The organism is Sphingobacterium alimentarium (assembly GCF_004342685.1).
Lineage (GTDB): Bacteria > Bacteroidota > Bacteroidia > Sphingobacteriales > Sphingobacteriaceae > Sphingobacterium > Sphingobacterium alimentarium.
The window spans coordinates 1-17,666 of sequence record NZ_SMBZ01000022.1 but is presented as its reverse complement, the minus strand read 5'-3'; the positions used below and the strand labels follow the sequence as shown (position 1 = coordinate 17,666).

General features: G+C 38.2%; 15 protein-coding genes, 2 tRNA genes and 3 pseudogenes. 16 read left to right on the top strand and 4 right to left on the bottom strand.

Going from position 1 to position 17,666, the window contains the following annotated elements:
- Positions 1-11 precede the first annotated feature (11 nt).
- Positions 12-647, top strand: coding sequence for a uridine kinase family protein (locus EDC17_RS09245; RefSeq protein WP_132777800.1), 636 nt, complete (start codon positions 12-14; stop codon positions 645-647).
- 209 nt (positions 648-856) lie between these two features.
- Here the strand turns inward: EDC17_RS09245 and EDC17_RS09240 are convergent.
- Positions 857-2,074, bottom strand: a pseudogene (locus EDC17_RS09240) (MFS transporter).
- Between the two features lie 103 nt (positions 2,075-2,177).
- Here EDC17_RS09240 and EDC17_RS09235 point away from each other — a divergent pair.
- The 10 genes from EDC17_RS09235 (at position 2,178) to EDC17_RS09190 (ending at position 11,559) form a co-directional block, all read left to right on the top strand.
- Positions 2,178-2,690, top strand: coding sequence for a YiiD C-terminal domain-containing protein (locus EDC17_RS09235; RefSeq protein WP_132777799.1), 513 nt, complete (start codon positions 2,178-2,180; stop codon positions 2,688-2,690).
- 11 nt (positions 2,691-2,701) lie between these two features.
- The gene (locus EDC17_RS09230; protein ID WP_132777798.1) at positions 2,702-3,130 is read left to right on the top strand and encodes a transposase; all 429 of its coding nucleotides are present in this window, start codon (positions 2,702-2,704) and stop codon (positions 3,128-3,130) included.
- 5 nt (positions 3,131-3,135) lie between these two features.
- Positions 3,136-3,771, top strand: a complete 636-nt coding sequence (locus tag EDC17_RS09225; RefSeq protein ID WP_317126044.1) for an SCO family protein — start codon at positions 3,136-3,138, stop codon at positions 3,769-3,771.
- A gap of 141 nt (positions 3,772-3,912) precedes the next feature.
- Positions 3,913-4,344, top strand: coding sequence for a c-type cytochrome (locus tag EDC17_RS09220; RefSeq protein WP_132777796.1), 432 nt, complete (start codon positions 3,913-3,915; stop codon positions 4,342-4,344).
- A gap of 47 nt (positions 4,345-4,391) precedes the next feature.
- A complete protein-coding gene (locus EDC17_RS09215; protein WP_132777795.1) occupies positions 4,392-4,814 on the top strand; it encodes a hypothetical protein in 423 nt (140 codons plus the stop codon).
- A 213-nt stretch (positions 4,815-5,027) separates the two neighbouring features.
- Positions 5,028-5,615 carry a TetR/AcrR family transcriptional regulator gene (locus tag EDC17_RS09210; protein ID WP_132777794.1) on the top strand — a complete coding sequence of 196 codons (588 nt, stop codon included), beginning with the start codon at positions 5,028-5,030 and terminating at the stop codon, positions 5,613-5,615.
- Between the two features lie 56 nt (positions 5,616-5,671).
- Positions 5,672-6,946 carry a TolC family protein gene (locus tag EDC17_RS09205; RefSeq protein ID WP_243646105.1) on the top strand — a complete coding sequence of 425 codons (1,275 nt, stop codon included), beginning with the start codon at positions 5,672-5,674 and terminating at the stop codon, positions 6,944-6,946.
- A gap of 24 nt (positions 6,947-6,970) precedes the next feature.
- Positions 6,971-8,098: an efflux RND transporter periplasmic adaptor subunit gene (locus EDC17_RS09200; RefSeq protein ID WP_132777792.1), complete on the top strand. Its 1,128-nt coding sequence runs from the start codon at positions 6,971-6,973 to the stop codon at positions 8,096-8,098.
- A gap of 30 nt (positions 8,099-8,128) precedes the next feature.
- Positions 8,129-11,299: an efflux RND transporter permease subunit gene (locus EDC17_RS09195; RefSeq protein WP_132777791.1), complete on the top strand. Its 3,171-nt coding sequence runs from the start codon at positions 8,129-8,131 to the stop codon at positions 11,297-11,299.
- 175 nt (positions 11,300-11,474) lie between these two features.
- Positions 11,475-11,559, top strand: a tRNA-Leu gene (locus tag EDC17_RS09190).
- Positions 11,560-11,663: 104 nt separating this feature from the next.
- On the opposite strand, the gene EDC17_RS09185 is transcribed toward EDC17_RS09190, so the two are convergent.
- Both EDC17_RS09185 and EDC17_RS09180 read right to left on the bottom strand, forming a co-directional pair.
- On the bottom strand, positions 11,664-12,647 hold the full coding sequence (locus tag EDC17_RS09185; protein WP_243646104.1) for an ISAon1 family transposase: 984 nt from the start codon (positions 12,645-12,647) through the stop codon (positions 11,664-11,666).
- Positions 12,640-12,993 carry an ISAon1 family transposase N-terminal region protein gene (locus tag EDC17_RS09180; RefSeq protein WP_132777790.1) on the bottom strand — a complete coding sequence of 118 codons (354 nt, stop codon included), beginning with the start codon at positions 12,991-12,993 and terminating at the stop codon, positions 12,640-12,642. Before EDC17_RS09180 ends, EDC17_RS09185 begins: the two co-directional genes overlap by 8 nt.
- Before the next feature lie 255 nt (positions 12,994-13,248).
- On the opposite strand from EDC17_RS09180, the gene EDC17_RS09175 reads away from it, so the two are divergent.
- The 5 genes and pseudogenes from EDC17_RS09175 to EDC17_RS17250 all read left to right on the top strand — a co-directional run.
- Positions 13,249-14,379 carry a Gfo/Idh/MocA family protein gene (locus EDC17_RS09175; protein ID WP_132777789.1) on the top strand — a complete coding sequence of 377 codons (1,131 nt, stop codon included), beginning with the start codon at positions 13,249-13,251 and terminating at the stop codon, positions 14,377-14,379.
- A gap of 820 nt (positions 14,380-15,199) precedes the next feature.
- Positions 15,200-15,281: transfer RNA gene (locus tag EDC17_RS09170), tRNA-Leu, on the top strand.
- Between the two features lie 238 nt (positions 15,282-15,519).
- The gene (locus EDC17_RS09165) at positions 15,520-16,236 is read left to right on the top strand and encodes an FkbM family methyltransferase (protein ID WP_132777788.1); all 717 of its coding nucleotides are present in this window, start codon (positions 15,520-15,522) and stop codon (positions 16,234-16,236) included.
- A gap of 60 nt (positions 16,237-16,296) precedes the next feature.
- Positions 16,297-16,482, top strand: a pseudogene (locus tag EDC17_RS09160) (RNA polymerase sigma factor); the annotation flags it as partial.
- A gap of 171 nt (positions 16,483-16,653) precedes the next feature.
- Positions 16,654-17,063: pseudogene (locus EDC17_RS17250) on the top strand (transposase); the annotation flags it as partial.
- Here the strand turns inward: EDC17_RS17250 and EDC17_RS09150 are convergent.
- On the bottom strand, positions 17,053-17,666 hold a 614-nt coding region (locus EDC17_RS09150; protein WP_165894392.1), incomplete at its 5' end, for a transposase. The pseudogene EDC17_RS17250 and the gene EDC17_RS09150 overlap by 11 nt on opposite strands.

Genomic DNA, 17,666 nt, shown 5'->3' with positions numbered 1-17,666 from the left:
TAACACTTTAAATGGACAAACCATACGTAATTGGTATCGCAGGAAGTAGCGGGTCAGGTAAGACATTTTTTTTGAAAAGTTTCTTAAATCATTTTAAGGACTCGGATATAACGTTAATCTCACAAGACGATTATTATATCCCCGCTAATACAAAAACGCAGGAAGAAAATAGGTTGTATAATTTTGACTTGCCGACATCGATAGATCGCGATGCATTCTACAAGGACATCAAAGACTTATTCGACGGCAAAACAATTTATAAGGAAGAGTACACTTTCAACAATCCCAACATCAAGCCTAAAATGCTTGAAATTATACCGGCTCCTATTTTAATCGTAGAAGGTTTATTTATTTTTCATTACGAAGAAGTGAATAATCTGTTAGATTACCGGATCTTTTTGGATGCCAATGAAGATGTTGCACTAGAGAGAAGGCTTAAAAGAGACTTATTGGAGCGTGGCTATGACCATGACGATGTTATGTATAAATGGATAAATCATGTTGTCCCATCGTACAACACTTATTTATTGCCTTATAAACAAATCACGGACAAAGTAATTATCAATAATACCGACGATCCTGAAGTAATTAACTCAGCCACAGATTTAATTTCACAAGATTTAAGACAAAAATTAAACTTTGTTTAATTTAAAATGATTCTAAATAACTATCTTTGCAGCATGAGTTTGCAAAGTGAGTTGAATCAACAGGATATTCTTATCGATATAAAAGAATCAGCAAAAGGCTTTAATCCTTTCGCTGATTTTTCATGTTGCGCCCTGAAGAAATGTTGTAAAAAATATAAAAAGGGCAAGCGCTGTAAAAAGTGTCCGGATAGATAAATAACTATTATCTACTACTCTTCATTATAATTCAAATCCTTATCAAAGCTTTCTTTCAATTGTGACAGCGCAAATACGGCTATCCCTGTCAACAGTAACAAAGTCAGGATAGCTGCCGTAATAATTCCAAATTGATTTACCAAAAATCCATATAAGATCGTCGATGGAATCAAGGCGCCTCGTACAAAATTAGGTGCAGTAGTCGCTACAGTGGCGCGCAGATTCGTGCCAAACTGTTCTGCTGCAATGGTGACAAATGTCGCCCAATACCCCACTCCTAGCCCCATCAGAAAAGCTAGCCACATAAAACGCTCTTCGCTAATTCCCTGACTAGTCAAATACGCTATCGACGTCAGCACAATCAATATCTGGCAAATAAGTACCACTTTACGCCTTGACTTCAGCCATTGTGCCAATAAACCTGCTAAGAAGTCTCCTATCGAGATTCCCAGGTAAGTAAACATCACCCCTTTTCCTGCACTCAATATGACAGGAGCTCCCAATGCTTTGCCAATTTCAGGAGATTGTGTAACCAATACACCTACGACAAACCAAATAGGCAAACCGATACATAGGCAATAAATATATCGGACAATACGCTCTTTGCTTCGGAATAGTAGTTTCAAACTCCCTTTCTCGACATGCTGCTGAGAAGCAGTATGCGCAAAAAGTCCAGATTCAAAGGCGCCCACCCGCATCAATAGCAGCAGAAGTCCCATACCGCCGCCTACAAAATAAGCTGTACGCCAATCAAACCATTCGGACACGTAATATGCGAGAATTGCACCCAAAACCCCTATACCCGCCACGATCATGGTACCATAGCCACGCTTCCCTTTAGGCATGCTTTCACTGACCAGAGTAATACCTGCGCCCAATTCGCCAGCGAGGCCGATACCAGAGATAAAACGTATAATAGCATAGGTATTGACATCTTGTACAAAACCATTGTAAATATTGGCTAAAGAATATAAAAGGATGGACCCAAACAAAACCTTTATTCTTCCATATTTGTCTGCTATAATCCCCCAGATCAATCCGCCCAACAGCAATCCACCCATTTGCATATTCAGGACGAACTCACCTTTGCTCCGCATAAGCTCCTGAGGCACACCGATATCTTGGAACGATTAGATGCGGACGATAGAAAAAATTATTAAATCGTATATATAAACGAAATAGCCCAAAGCTGCCACGACAACAAGCAGAACGACATTCTTTTTAGGTTTCATTTTTTCAGATGATTAGAGTAGAAAGATAGTGCACAAATTTTTTTAAAACAACATATTGCGCACATTTGACCATACAAAAGGCAAGAAATTGTACTTTTGCAGAATGAAATTATCACCGACAAGTCTTAAATGGGTTTTACGTACATATCCACCCTTTTTATTTCAACGTATATGGGTGAAGAAAATATATGACGATTTCAAAGGTGCAGAGGTTAAGATTTATAAGAGTTTCTTAAATATTAATTCCAACAAAACCGTATTTGGAGGTACTATTTTCTCCGCATTGGATCCTATGCATCCTATTTTATTAGACCAAGTTTTCAAAAAAAGAGGTTTAAAAAAGACGGTAGCATGGCTAAAATCCGCTAAAATTGATTATCTGAAACCTGGAAGTACTGATCTAACGTATCGTATTACTTTGGATATTACTGAGATCGAAGAGGCGTACAAAACAATTAAAGCAAAAGGAAAAGTCATCAAAACCTTCACCACGGAGGTGATTGACAAAAATGGCGTAAAGTGTGCAGTTTGTCAAAATGAAATATATATCCGAGATTTGACTTTCGACTTTAGTCTACTTAAACGTATTGAAAAAGAAAAGGTAAAAACAGCTTAAACTGTAATCACATGAAAAAAACTATTCTTGCAGCTATTATCGCCTTGGCGACATTAAACAGCTGTCAACAGCAGTCCAACAATGATGCTTCACAATTGAAAAATCTGTCCGAAGAAGCAATTCAGGTACATGATGAAATCATGCCGCAGATAGCACATTTTGACCGTGCTACGTTAAAAATCGACTCTATATTGGAGAACTTAGGCAGCATTGCAAAAAAAGACAATACCCTCGATACAGCTATTGTAAAATCGGAATTAGAAACCCTTAAGCAAAATTTGGAATCTGCTACCGATAATATGATGACATGGATGAGAGATTATGCACCGGATAGTACCGATGTAGCTTACCAAAAGGCTGAAATCGAAAAAGTCAAAGCCATGAAAAAACAATTCGAAGATGTTTCTTTAGAAAGTAATACCAAATTGGGCAAATTTTAATGCATATGATAAAGAATATTTTAGCTTTAGCTGCAGTAACAATTACTTTTATAGCCTGCGAATCGAAAACACAAAAATTACCAATAATAGGTGAAAGAGATGTGGTCGAAAAAGTCGTGGATGGTAAGACGGTAGTGGACACTGTATACGCTGCTATTCCTGAATTTGAATTTTTGAACCAAGATAGTACGTTGATCAGCGATAAGGATTTTGACAACAAAATCTATGTGGCTAACTTTTTCTTTACCCATTGTCCAAGTATCTGCCCTACAATGCAACGTAATGTGTTAAAGGCCTATCAAAAGTACAAGGGAAATGCAGGTGTAGCTTTCCTATCCCATAGTATTGATTTTAAATATGACCAGCCACATATCCTGAAATCATATGCTACGAAGTTAGGTGTTGACAATGATCAATGGCAATTTGTTACGGGATCAAAATCAGCTATTTACGGGATATCAGATAAATATCTTGTTTTCACTAAGGAAGATGAAAATGTTCCAGGAGGATACGATCATTCGGGATATTTAGTATTGATAGATCACAACAAATATATTAGAGGAGTCTATGATGGCACCAGCGAAGAAGAAACAGAAAAGCTGATGAAAGACATGGACATTCTATTGGCAGAATACAAGTAATTGCCAGTGCGATAGATTGATTTTGCTTCTGCAACAGCACGAGCAAAATCAATCTTCAATAATAAAATTGATGGCTAAGCGTACGCGCATAGGCCACACGACCAGGTGCATATCTGGTGTTTTGCAGCCTTATTCTGTAGTATGAAATTTATTTTTACCCTTGTGATTTTCGGCATGACGCTTTTGGGGCTCTCCCAATTAGCTTCCTGTCAAGGTAATATGGATATTAAAACCGCGCAATATGTGGTGAACGGCCAGAAACTCTACAAAACACATTGCCAAAATTGTCATGGAGCTAAAGGAGAAGGCTTGGGCAAGCTCTACCCTCCTTTGACAGACCACAACTATCTCAGCAAGAACCGTGAGAAATTAGCATGCATTATCAAAAATGGTATGTCTGGTGAAATCGAAATTCACGGAGAGAAATACAATCAAATCATGCCTGCGAATCCCACGCTGAATAATGTAGATGTCGCCTATATATTGACCTACATTACCACCACGTTTGGTGACGCCGATTCTACATTTACACAAGAAGAAGTAATAAAAAACTTAGCAGACTGTAATAAATAGACTTTTGGCGAATTATTATTATATTAGGTTACCCCAAAATCCTATTTATGATAATTCGAAGAAAAAAGAACGCTATTTATGCTAACCTTTGTGTTGGACTTGCTTTAATTCCCTTAATATTCTATCTTATTTTTTCACCAAGTGAAGGATTTCGCCTGTATCACCTAACCTTATGGTTTCTCTCATTATATTACTTGGCTTTGGCCTTATATAATTGGAATACTCCATTGATAGCGTTAGGAGCTGATGAAATAGTTTTTTATACTTTTCCGAAGAAAAAATCCAGCTATCCAATCGACCTTGTCCGCATACAATACAGTGCTGGAGATTATATCTTCGAGACTTCCAAAGAAAAAAACTACCGAATTCCAAAATCATCTATTCCCACGAATCAGTTAGATTCATTCGAAGAATTTATAAATATGCATAATAAGAATACTGTAGAAAAGGGTAATATAGTTTCGGTATAAAATAAAGAAAGGTTTTCAAACGGGGAGAATGAAAACCTTTACTAACCAATTATAAACCTAAATTATGATACCACAAAGATAAGTGTAATCCTTACACTATCCAAATTTATTTGTTGTCTTAACAATTATTTAACATTACCCCCTTTATACACTTTCTTTATAACAATAAATTGACATTAGGAGCAAAAAACAATTACTACATTTGCATACCGAATGAACGTTCAATTTACAGACAAAACAGAAAGTATCTTCAAAAGCACGTTATTGCTTATTAAGGATAATGGTTTTCACGGCACACCAATGAGCCAGATAGCCAAACATGCGGAGGTTGCCATTGGCACCATCTATCATTATTTTCCTTCCAAGGAAAATTTAATTCTGCACCTTTTTGAGTATTGTAGAAAGGAGCTGTACGCTTATATATTCCAAAACGTACATCCTACAATGCCCTATAAGGAACAGTTTTTCACCGTATTCCGTAGTTTCAGCAAATTTCACATCGAACAACGCGAGTATTCATGCTTCTTCGAGCAATTTTATAATTCGCCTTATCATGAAATGATTCGAACAAAAGAACATGAAGAAGGACCTTACGCCCAAAATGCCTTTATCAAATTTATTCAAGCAGGCATAGCCGACAAAGCTATCAAACCATTGAATGAACAGATCATCTGTGCAGCATACATTGGTGCGGCTATCACCTACGCCAAGAATATAGTATACGGTAGAAACGAACATAACGAACAAGAACTTACTGACCTCATTACTATAATTTGGGATGGAATAAAATATAATGATTAACTATGAAATATAATTTTAAGTGCTTACTCTCCATTTTATTTTGCGCTATTACACAGATGTCGTTTGCTCAAACGACGTCATCCGAACTGAACAATAATGCAACATTGGATGATTTGATCAATTACGCGTTGAGTCATAAAATTGACTTAAAACAAGCCCAACTGGACAAAGAAATTGGCGAAAAAGAAATCGCTTCTGCTCTCTCCGGCTGGTTACCTCAGATTCAAGCCACGGGTAGCTTTGCTCACGCTATTCAGATTCCTACCGTGAATATTGGCGGGAATGATGTAAAGATGAGTCAAAAAAACAACAGTGCACTTACATTCCAGGCAGAACAATCTATCCTAAACCCGCAATTGCTACAAGCTTCCAGAGCTTCTAAATTCATTCGTCAAAGCAATGATCTGAATTTAGAAAACACCAAGATCAATACGATTGTGGATGTAAGCAAAGCTTATTATGATATATTGACTAGTGAAGAGCAAATCAAAATCGTCAACGAAAATATCACTCGTCTGGAGCGTCAATATGCAGAAGCAAACGCGCGCTACGAAGTGGGCTTAGTGGACAAAACAGATTTCAAAAGAGCACAAATATCCCTGAATAATGCGAAAGCGAGTTTAAAATCCGCTATCGAGAACCGCAAGTATAAGTATGACTACCTGAAGTCGATCTTAAATATCCCGACGGAAGCTAATATTTCCCTTTCATTTGCCAACCAAAGCATGGAGAGCAATATCCTATTGGATACCGCAGAATTGCTTCACGTAGCTAATAGAGTGGAATACCAACAAATTCAAAACCTGCGTGAAATTCAAAAGCTGAATACACAATATCAAAAGTGGAATTTTTTACCTCGATTAAATGCATACGCTAATTATGGGCTGAACTACCGAGATAATGAATTTTCTAATTTATATACAAACAATATTCCGTCATCCAATGTGGGATTAAGTCTCAGCGTACCTATCTTTCAAGGTGGAAAAAGAATACACGAGATTCGCAGATCCGAATTACAGGAACAACGTTTGGAAATGGATTTGCAAAATCTAGAGAGCCAAATAAGTGCACAGTATTCTGCGGCAATGTCTTCTTATCGTGCTAATATGAACGAATGGCGCAATGCCAGAGGTAATATGGAACTTTCGGAAGAAGTATACAACACCATCAAATTGCAATATGACGCTGGCGTCAAAACCTATTTGGAATTGATGACCGCCGAAACGGATCTGAAAACATCCCAACTCAACTACTTAAACGCATTATATGCGGTATTATCAAGTAAACTTGATATCCAAAAAGCATTAGGCACTGTAACTTCAAACAACTAAAACAACCTACTTAGATATATCAATATGAATAAAACGCAATTATTTTCGGCGCTATTAATAAGCTCAGGATTAATCATCCAGTCCTGTAACTCTAATGATAATAAAAAAGGAGCACCAGCACAGCAAGCGGAAATTGCTACACCAGTGAGTACTGCTTTAGTAAATAAAGAAATTGTGACTGGAGTGAAAAATTATCCAGCCTTTGTCATCGCTTTGCAAGAGACAGAGATACGTGCTGAAGTAACTGGATATATTACGAATATATTTGTTGCTGATGGAGCAGCTGTAAGTAAAGGACAAAAGCTTTACGAAATAGATCGCACGCGCTACCAAGCAGCCGTAGACCAGGCGAGAGCCAATCTAGCGATTGCTAAAGCAAATCTCGATCGCGTAGAAAAAGATTTGCAACGCTACCAGACGTTGGCAGAGAAAGATGCTATCGCCAAGCAGACTTTAGATTATGCAACAACAGATGTGAATAATCAAAAAGCACAGGTACAAGCCGCTCAAGCTGCTTTGACTACAGCACAAACCAACTTACAACGTTCTGTAATCTTTGCACCATTCTCGGGTACTGTTGGTATATCTCAGGTGCGTAATGGTGCCTTAGTAAGTGCAGGAAGTACGCTCTTGAATACGATATCCACTACAAATCCAATAGGTGTTGAATTTCAGATAAACGAAAGAGATATTGCTGATTTCACGAAATTGAAAGCAGGCTCTTCTTCTTCAGATATTTATATCACTCTGCCCGACGGAACACGCTACCCCCAAGCAGGGAGAATCGTAACGATAGACCGTGCAGTCGATAGTCAGACCGGGACTTTAAAAATTAGAGCCTCATTCGCTAATAACAGCAATACTTTACGTACCGGAATGAATACAACTTTGAATGTAGCAAGCACATCGGCACAAGAACAAATTGTGATTCCATATAAAGCTGTATTTGAGCAATTAGGTGTATTTAATGTGTATACCGTAAACGATAGCAGTAAAGTAGAATTGAAGCAAGTGACCTTGGGACATAAATTAGATGACAAGGTCGTAATTACTTCAGGCTTAGAAGCAGGACAAAAAATTGTCCTAGATGGTGCTGCCTCATTACGTCCAGGCACCAAAGTAGTCGAAAATACGGTTACAAACAATCAATAATATTTGCCCATAACTATAATAAAGTAAAGGATGATTTCAGAAGTATTTATAAAAAGGCCCGTAACGGCAATGGTTATCTCCATATTGATTACGATCATTGGAGCCATTAGTTACATGACCTTACCTATCAGCCAATACCCATCTATAGCACCGCCAACTGTAACGGTAACAGCCAATTACACAGGTGCAGATGCACAAACCGTAGAACAAACGGTAACCACACCTATTGAAAGTCAAATCAATGGTACACCTGGCATGATTTACATGTCTTCAAATAGTATGTCCAACGGACAATCCCAAATTACGGTAACATTTGAGGTAGGTACGGATATTGATATCGCCACTCTCGATGTACAAAACCGTGTTGGTATTGCGGAGCCTTCTCTTCCCGAAGCGGTGCGAAGACTCGGGGTGACAACCCGTAAGGCTAATTCAGATATCCTAATGTTGGTATCGCTCGTATCGCCCAATGGGACACGTGATGATAAATTTTTGGCCAACTATGCAAGTTTATACTTGAAGGATGCGTTAATGCGTGTCAAAGGTGTCGGTGATGTAACCGCATTTGGACAGCCCTTCTCTATGCGCGTATGGCTCGATGCCAATAAGCTCGCTAATCTCGATATGACACCAGCAGACGTATCAGCAGCTATCGCAGAACAAAATATTCGTATTCCTGGAGGATCAGTTGGTGGTCGTCCGCAAGAATCATCTACGGTGTTTGAATACCCAGTGATTACAGATTCTGATCTTTCAGAAGTAGAAGATTTTGAAAATATCGTTGTGAAATCCAATATGGATGGTTCTTTAGTGCTATTGAAAGATGTGGCACGAGTAGAATTAGGGCAATTTAACTATGGCACCACGACAAAAGTAAATGGCCTTCGCTCCACAGGTATGATGATCAATCAAACGCCTGGTGGTAATGCAGTAGAAACTGCAGAAGGTATTTACCAAACATTGGATAAGCTAAAGGAATCATTTCCCGAAGACGTAGACTATGTGATTGGTTACGAAACTGTTTCAGTGGTGAAAGCGTCAATCAATTCCGTAATCATGACCTTGTTTGAGGCATTAATCTTGGTTACTATCGTGGTATTCTTCTTTCTTCAAAGCTGGAGAGCCACATTGATCCCTGTATTAGCGATTCCCGTATCAATTGTAGGTACGTTTATATTGTTCACGATTTTCGGATTTTCCATCAACAATTTGACCATGCTTGCCTTTGTATTGGCTATTGGTATTGTCGTGGATGATGCTATTGTGGTGGTGGAAGCTGTACAGCATTATATTGACCATTATAAAATGTCAGCAAAAGAAGCGACAATGCGTGCAATGAAAGATATTACAGCACCGGTAATTGCTATTGCATTGATATTAGCAGCTGTATTCGTACCGGTAGGTTTTATTCCAGGTATGGTGGGTCAATTGTATCAGCAGTTTGCTATTACGATTGCCGTATCGGTGATGTTATCCGCTTTTATCGCGTTGACATTGACGCCTGCATTATGTTCGATTATGCTCAAACCAACAGCTGTCAATAAAGATTCACGCGGTTTAAACAAATTCTTCTACAAATTCAATCAGTGGTTTGAAAAAGTTACTTATCGCTATTCGAAAGGAGTACAGAGATCGATTAAGGCTGCACCGCTTGTGTTGGTTATTCTCTTATGTATATTTATTGGTACGGGTTGGATGTTCCAAACCAAACCTACTGGTTTTATTCCTACTGAGGATGGAGGAATGTTCTTTGCGGGTGTAACATTGCCAGAAGGTTCATCTGCTGCGCGTACAGAAGCATTATTAGAAGAATTACAACAAGAATTGCGTAAAGATTTCCCAGAAATCAAATACGTAACTTCAATCTCGGGTATCAATATTCTTAACCGCTCCTTCCGATCTAATGGTGGATCACTATTCGTATCATTAAAACCTTGGAAAGAAAGAACACGTACCGCAAGTGAAATAACAGGTGCCATCATGGGCAAATACGCATCTTATTCTAAAGCACGTATCTTAGCGGTAACCCCACCTGCTATTCCTGGATTAGGATCGACGGGAGGTTTCTCGATGCAGATTCAGGATTTGCAAACCGTTGATATCAAAGATTTCGAAACGCAAGTAGGCAAATTTCTTGCAGCAGCAAATCAGCGTCCTGAAATTGGCATGGCTTATACCTTATTTAGCTCCAACTCACCCAATTATAGATTGGATGTGAATCGTGAACAAGCCAAAAGAATGGGCGTGCCGATATCAAACATCTATTCTACTATCTCTGCATATTTAGGAAGTAGTTATGTCAATGATTTTACCAAATACGGCCGTAACTTCCGTGTAGTAACACAGGCTGATACGGAATACCGCATGAATATCGAAGATATAAACAAATTGTACGTGAAGAATATTCAAGGAAACTCGGTGCCTCTTGGCGCTTTGGTAAGCTATGAATTGACGACGATGCCATCCATCATCAACCACTACAATATCTTCCGTAGTATCGATCTATCCGGCAGTGCAGCTCCAGGATACAGTTCAGGGGATGTAATCAAAGCATTAGAAGAGGTGGCTGCTGAAACATTGTCTGCAGGTTTTGATTATCAATTCTCAGGATTATCATTACAAGAGAAACAATCGGGATCGAAGACATTACAAATTTTCGCACTATGTATTCTATTTGTATTCTTGCTCTTAGCGGCATTATACGAAAGTTGGTCCGTACCATTTTCGATCCTACTCTCTGTTCCTTTGGGAATTTTCGGGGCAATATTGACGCTGATGTTTATTCCATCTTTGGATAATAACATATTTGCCCAAATCGGTTTAGTAACGATAATCGGTCTTGCTGCTAAGAATGCGATCCTTATTGTCGAATTCGCGAAAGAACGTGTGGACATCGGCATGAACCTAATTGATGCCACATTGGATGCTGTAAAATTACGTTTACGTCCAATTATCATGACATCCTTGGCCTTTATTTTAGGTATCATTCCATTGATGTTATCCACCGGAGCTGGAGCAGCCTCACGACAAACTATAGGCTGGACAGTTTTTGGTGGTATGACCGCAGCAACTTTCTTAGCTATTTTTATAGTTCCTGTTCTTTTTGTGGTTATCACGCGTCTGGCGTATGGCAAAAAGAAATTAGCGGAATTGGAGGCTTCTTTTGATGAAGAAAAGAAAAATCAATTGAGTGCACATTAATTTATCATGCACATATAACAGAAAAGCCCGCTTTGAAAGCGGGCTTTTCTGTTATTAATAAATTGATGATATTTTTTCAAACTCATAATCAAGCAGTTTAAAAAAGCACACAAATTTTCCTTTGTCAATGTAATGAATAAAAGTATATTTGCAGGGTCAAACAAAGAAACAGCTTGCCCAGCTGGCGGAATTGGTAGACGCGTTGGTCTCAAACACCAATATCTTCGGATGTGCCGGTTCGACTCCGGCGCTGGGTACCAAGCCTCGAGAAATTCTCGAGGCTTTTTTTATACTAGTTATAATTGGATATAAAAGGAGCAAGCAGAATTGGGGATCATACTGAAAGTTTGGGGGGTGAATATCATTAAGCATACAACTTCATGACTATATACAAGAAAAAAGAAGTATCTCTTACCCCACGGAATACACTACGAAACGCTTTTAATTTAGCATTGAAAGACTCCGCTGATGCATTTGTACTTCTGTTGTCGAAGTAATGTAGGATTTCAGGGTGGTGTGCTGCAATAGACTTTGCTACACTTTCAAAAGAGAGGATGCCTGCATTCTCTACTTTATTATGCCATAGACCCAATTTGGTAAAGGCGAGTTTTTTGTCTTTGCATTTGGTAAAAATATCTCCTAGAGCAATCCCTAAATCATATGCTTGTCTTAGCTTTGGAAAGCGAATAAACAATAACTCTGCACGATGTTTTTGACTTTCTGTCCACCGGCTAGGGTGCTTGAATAACAGATGTCTAGATCTAGCCAATAGCTGCTTGATGGTATCCCCATTGGATAATAACTCTGGCTCATAAGGAATACTTTGCTTTCTAGCATCCTTTATTTTCTGACTTTCTATATCCAATACTTCCCAGCGGTACTGAATACGAAGTTCCTGAACAGCATCGTATGCTAGCTTTTTAACATGAAAACGATCTATTACTCGCCTAGCATTCCTGAAACATCGTCGAATAGCTTTAGCCATATTAGGAGCCATATCCATGGTCACCTCTTTAACCTTGTTTCTTGTACGAAGAGGAATTCGCTCTAATACAGCAATAATATCTTCTGCTTTTGTCCCCTTAATCGTAGCTACAAGAGTTCCTTTCTTACCTTTTGCAGATTTACTACTTACAATAGTATAAAGTTCACCATTACTAAAACTAGTCTCATCAATACTTAAGTGCTCACCTATATTATCTTGAAATAGTGTCCAATTCTCTGCATGCGATTTTTGATCCCAAACATGGTAGTCGCTCAGATGATTCTTATATTGATCTTGCAACTGCTTGCCATCCATCTGAAAGAACAGACCTACTAGCTGAGCGCTTACAGGATGGTTATCCAAATATCTTCTTTAAAAAAAGCCCGAATTCTGTCGTCATTCCGGTACCCTCACGTACTAGATTCCAATCTCTTGTGATAATCTCTCCAGTGTCCAAAACGGTCCAACGACGACGACGGATATGTAGGATAACTTTTTGACCTCGAATGGGAAAATCGGAAATCTCCGTAGAAGGCATAAAACCTTTTGATTCTAGCTTACTATTATCATAACCTGCAGGAGAGATATTAAGCTCATCTAAATAAATATGAAGTTGATTTTCTACTTGATCTACTTCTTGGATTTGAAAATATTCTAATAGCCCTTCGGGCATTAACAAGGATAATAATTTACGTTCGGCCGTTTGCAAGTGTGTACTATTTTAAAAACTACTAAAGTAATTATTTTTTTAATTCCCCCCCAAGAATTCTGCTTGATCCAGAATTGGTCTCTAGTTAGATCAAATAAAATTTAGAAGATTGGATTAGCAAAAGCACCAAGCAATTGCAGATACCAAGGAATATCACCTATAAACATTATTTTCATATATTTATACATATTAATTCCTTGTAAAGAACTTATTTACTATAGCTTTACGGCATAAGACTAATATAAATCAAGGATCATGAACAAACAATCTCGCCGTTATTTTATACAAAAAATAGGAGCTACAGCTACTATGTTGCCTCTTCTTGCCCCTCTAGATTTATTTGCCGACTCTGCTGGCCACCAAAACCAACCCATGCTACGCGTAGCGCTAATGGGGCTCGGAAACTATGCGTCCCGTGTAGCTAAAGCTATGCAAGACTGCAAATTTGCTAAAATAACAGGATTGATCAGTGGCACACCCGAAAAACTACGCGATTGGGGATCAACATACGATGTACCCGAGAAAAACCGATACAACTACAGTAATTTTGACCAAATCAAAAACAATCCTGATATCGATGCGGTTTATATCATCACGCCAAATGCACTACATCATAGTCAGACCATCAGAGTAGCGAAAGCTGGAAAACACGTAATTTGCGAAAAGCCGATGGCAGTCAGTGTTGAAGAGGGTAAAGAAATGGTTGATGCCTGCAAAAAGGCTAATGTACACCTCTTGATTGGCTATCGTATGCATTTCGAACCGAAAACATTAGAAATACACCGCATGCGTGCAAATGATGAACTTGGAGCTATCAATTTTTTTCAAGGTCAATGTGGCTTTAAAATAGGTAATCCGAATCAATGGCGGCTCAACAAGGATCTAGCTGGAGGTGGATCCTTAATGGATATCGGAATATACGCTGTCAACGGGGCTCGGTATATGGTTGGAGAAGAACCAATCTGGGTCACCGCACAAGAAATAAAAACAAGTCGTGAAAAATTTAAAGAAGGTGTGGATGAAACGATACTCTTTCAACTAGGCTTTCCCAGCGGTGCTGTTGCGTCTTGCTTATCGACTTACAATATGAATTTCTTAGACCGCTTTTTTCTCTCTGGCGACCGAGGATTTGCTGAGCTTCAGCCCGCAACGGGTTATGGCCCAATACAAGGCCGAACTAGTAAAGGACCCCTAACACAGGCCCACACCGAACATCAAACCCTGCAAATGGACGCAATGGCACAAATTATACTGAAAGATCACAAGCCCACTATCGCTGTGGATGGAGAAGAGGGATTAAAAGATTTGTACATTCTGGAAGCGATCTATAACGCTTGTAAAACAGGCGCACGACAAGAAATCCTACTACCTCAACCGCATAAATAATAAACGACGATTAGTGAGGTGCTCCTTCATTCTCCAAAACGGTATAAGCATGCCTAATAGTTTTTCATATATCTTCTTAGGCGACCAATTGATGTAATTAATTCATCATTTGGTCAATCACAGTTTAATCTTACCTTCTTTAAAATATTGGTTAATATTGATTAAATGATCCGATATTAGCTCATCTTTCAGCACAAAACAAGAAATGCTAATCTTTTGGATTCGCATTTCTTGTTTATGTAGAATACTTACGAAGGGCTAATCATATTTATCACCCAATCATATTTTTTATCGTTTTTGATTTTTTCATAGATCCACTCTGCTCCATGTGCCGTAAGGTGATCGGAATCGTAATATATTGGAAATTTTTCTTCAGATTTAACAACATTTGTATAAAAAAAGTTGAATATTTGTATAGTATACAAATGCGTAATAAAGAAAGAAAATTCAATTATTTATTGTAAATAGAGTAGTATAAAAGTTGTAAAACGTCAGATTTTTTGATTTTGCTTTTTTTAATGGTTTTTTTGAGCTAATTCGAGCGGAAAAATTTGATCAAAATGGGATGCTTCAAAAATTCGGATATTGTATATATTGCTGTAATTCCGAAGTTAATATTGTAAATAAGATTTGCGATCTATAGGTTGATCCATACATTAACACCAATAACATTCTCTTCTTATTCCTAATCTTCTATATATATAAATGATACACCGATTATTAGCATTCAGGACGAACATTATTTCTAATTAAATTGAAAAAACATTGCACTATCTACGACAAATATTATATATTTGCATCGTCGAAAACGAAACAGCTTGCCCAGCTGGCGGAATTGGTAGACGCGTTGGTCTCAAACACCAATATCTTCGGATGTGCCGGTTCGACTCCGGCGCTGGGTACTAAAAAGGGAATTGATAAAATCAACTCCCTTTTTTAATGTATTGCCCTCGACTGTTCTATCCCTTAAATCCATATTATCCACTTGCTCCTATCTACATTCAATAGCATGACCTTAGCTAAGAGCATATTAATGTAATTGGATTAATAAATAATTATAATACGCTTATAAAAATATTTTCTGACAAAGGAAACATTTTCAGCGTGTGGTCGTTATCCTATTAACTTAGACCTTATTGCATGATATTCAACAAATTCAAGAATTTTCGAATAGTCAAACGAATAGAAAATCGGGTTAAATCAAAATTGGGACGAATTGCACATTTAAAAACCGAACTTACGTGCCCTAAAAGCTGGTACGGAAATGATTATGGCGGTTTTTATATTAACCCAAGTATGCTCAATGAAAACTCCGTTGTTTACTCCTTTGGAATAGGACAAGACATTTCCTTTGATTTAACGGTGATTAAAAATCACAATTGCCAGGTGTACGGATTTGATCCAACACCTAAATCTATTGCTTGGGTGCAAGCACAAAATTTCCCGACCAACTTTCATTTTGATGGCATTGGGATTGGCCAAAAGACAGAAACTGCTATATTCAATCTACCGAAAAATGAAGCTTATGTGTCCGGTAGCCTATATGAACATGCTTTTGTCGATACCCACAAAGCCGTGGAGGTACAACTTCGCTCTTTTGAGGATATCGTAGAGAAGTTGCAGCATCCAGTTATTGATGTTTTGAAAATGGATATTGAAGGAGCAGAATATGATGTCATCGATAATATCCTCGCCGCTGAAGTGCAAATTCGGCAAATATTATTGGAAATACATGAGCGGTTTTTTGAAGATGGAAAGTCTAAAACAGAAAAATTACTTCAAAAATTACGTAACAAAGGATATAAACTTTTTGCTATATCCGACAGTTATCAAGAAATTTCTTTTATTAAGCTATAATCAAACTATTAGCTAATAAAAATTCTTTTGTCTATATTGCCATTTTTATAGACATAAATTATGTACCCGCGTACTTCTAAAAATAAAGTGCAATTCGAAGAACTCTTCTTTTCGTACCACAAGAAGGTGTACGCTTATGCGTATAAAAAAACTAATTCCACCTACATAGCAGAAGAAACTGTACAACGTGTATTTATCAAGTTGTGGGACAACCTAGAACATAAAGAAGTGCTCGTGGACATAAATGCGCAAGTATTCTGTATCACCCGCACTGTATTATTAGATATTATCAAACAGGAAAATAGACGCAGACACAATCTGCAAGAATACAGTATTACAGACAGCTACCCATCGCCTACGGAGATTTTCTCAGCCAAAGAGTTGAAACACCAACTGGATCAGCATATTGAAGCTATGGAACACTTCCACTACAATAAGGACGCAGGGATGTTTGTCTGTCCGGCAGGCCATCTAGCAATCAAAAAAGCTCGGGGAGGAAAAAAGAACGGAGTGACTAATCAAGTTGACAGCTATTTCTTTGATGTAGAGAAATGTAAGGTTTGCCCTCTCAGCGAAGGATGTTACAAGTAAGGGGCTAGAACTAAGTCCTATTCAATCTCCATAAAATCTGATCTTCACAAAGATCAGATGGCTTTTCAAGAATCAGATTATTATCGAAGAAAGTCTAAGGAAAGATATAAAATAGAGGCAAAGAACAGTGAGCTCAAGAATGTTCATGGTTATGGAAGAGCAGATTCGTATGGCATTGAAAATATGGAAATGCAGGTGCAATGGCCATCTTCACTGTAACCCAGATTACGCAGTAGATATTTTCATTTGAAGATCTATAGGGTAATCCCAAAGTCCACGGAACCATTTTCTACGTTTTTTGGTTAGTGCAATTTTGAGCTTGAGCGTATGACCTACCCTTTCAAAGTAAGCACCAATCGCAAAAGTTCTGTAACGTAGTGTTGATAATGTTTTTTGCGTTTTTTTCTGTAAGACGAATATCCTGAATATCGACATTAGATTATAAGCTATCATGGAGAATATTAATGCGGCTTCTGTTGGATAAAATCCTTTCAGGTTAAAGCTCTCTGCCCCAAAATCGGCCTTTAATTCTTTGATTCTGTTCTCCGCATCCCCACGTTGGCGATACATCCGCCATACATCAGTTGCAGCAAATTCATTATTGGTAAAGTATGCAGAATAGCGATAGTTTCTATGGATTTCATCTTCCGGGAATAAACTTAATGTCCTTCCAGTTGCATTGGGTCTATTGGCTATCTTCTGTCGGACGATTACTAGTCTGCGTTGCTTGTCCCAGGTTTTCCTCTGATAGTGCTTGTCGCAGATTTCAATTCCCTCATCCACCATCAACCAGGTGTCTTGCTTGTCGATTAAATGCTGTACAGGGTGGGTAAACTTTG

What these genes read in the sequence shown, in the direction of transcription:
- EDC17_RS09220 (WP_132777796.1), top strand. Translation starts at nt 3,913, where the DNA reads ATGAAATTTATTTTTACCCTTGTGATTTTCGGCATGACGCTTTTGGGG.
- EDC17_RS09215 (WP_132777795.1), top strand. Translation starts at nt 4,392, where the DNA reads ATGATAATTCGAAGAAAAAAGAACGCTATTTATGCTAACCTTTGTGTT.
- EDC17_RS09245 (WP_132777800.1), top strand. Translation starts at nt 12, where the DNA reads ATGGACAAACCATACGTAATTGGTATCGCAGGAAGTAGCGGGTCAGGT.
- EDC17_RS09195 (WP_132777791.1), top strand. Translation starts at nt 8,129, where the DNA reads ATGATTTCAGAAGTATTTATAAAAAGGCCCGTAACGGCAATGGTTATC.
- EDC17_RS09230 (WP_132777798.1), top strand. Translation starts at nt 2,702, where the DNA reads ATGAAAAAAACTATTCTTGCAGCTATTATCGCCTTGGCGACATTAAAC.
- EDC17_RS09210 (WP_132777794.1), top strand. Translation starts at nt 5,028, where the DNA reads ATGAACGTTCAATTTACAGACAAAACAGAAAGTATCTTCAAAAGCACG.
- EDC17_RS09205 (WP_243646105.1), top strand. Translation starts at nt 5,672, where the DNA reads ATGTCGTTTGCTCAAACGACGTCATCCGAACTGAACAATAATGCAACA.
- EDC17_RS09225 (WP_317126044.1), top strand. Translation starts at nt 3,136, where the DNA reads ATGATAAAGAATATTTTAGCTTTAGCTGCAGTAACAATTACTTTTATA.
- EDC17_RS09235 (WP_132777799.1), top strand. Translation starts at nt 2,178, where the DNA reads ATGAAATTATCACCGACAAGTCTTAAATGGGTTTTACGTACATATCCA.
- EDC17_RS09175 (WP_132777789.1), top strand. Translation starts at nt 13,249, where the DNA reads ATGAACAAACAATCTCGCCGTTATTTTATACAAAAAATAGGAGCTACA.
- EDC17_RS09200 (WP_132777792.1), top strand. Translation starts at nt 6,971, where the DNA reads ATGAATAAAACGCAATTATTTTCGGCGCTATTAATAAGCTCAGGATTA.
- EDC17_RS09165 (WP_132777788.1), top strand. Translation starts at nt 15,520, where the DNA reads ATGATATTCAACAAATTCAAGAATTTTCGAATAGTCAAACGAATAGAA.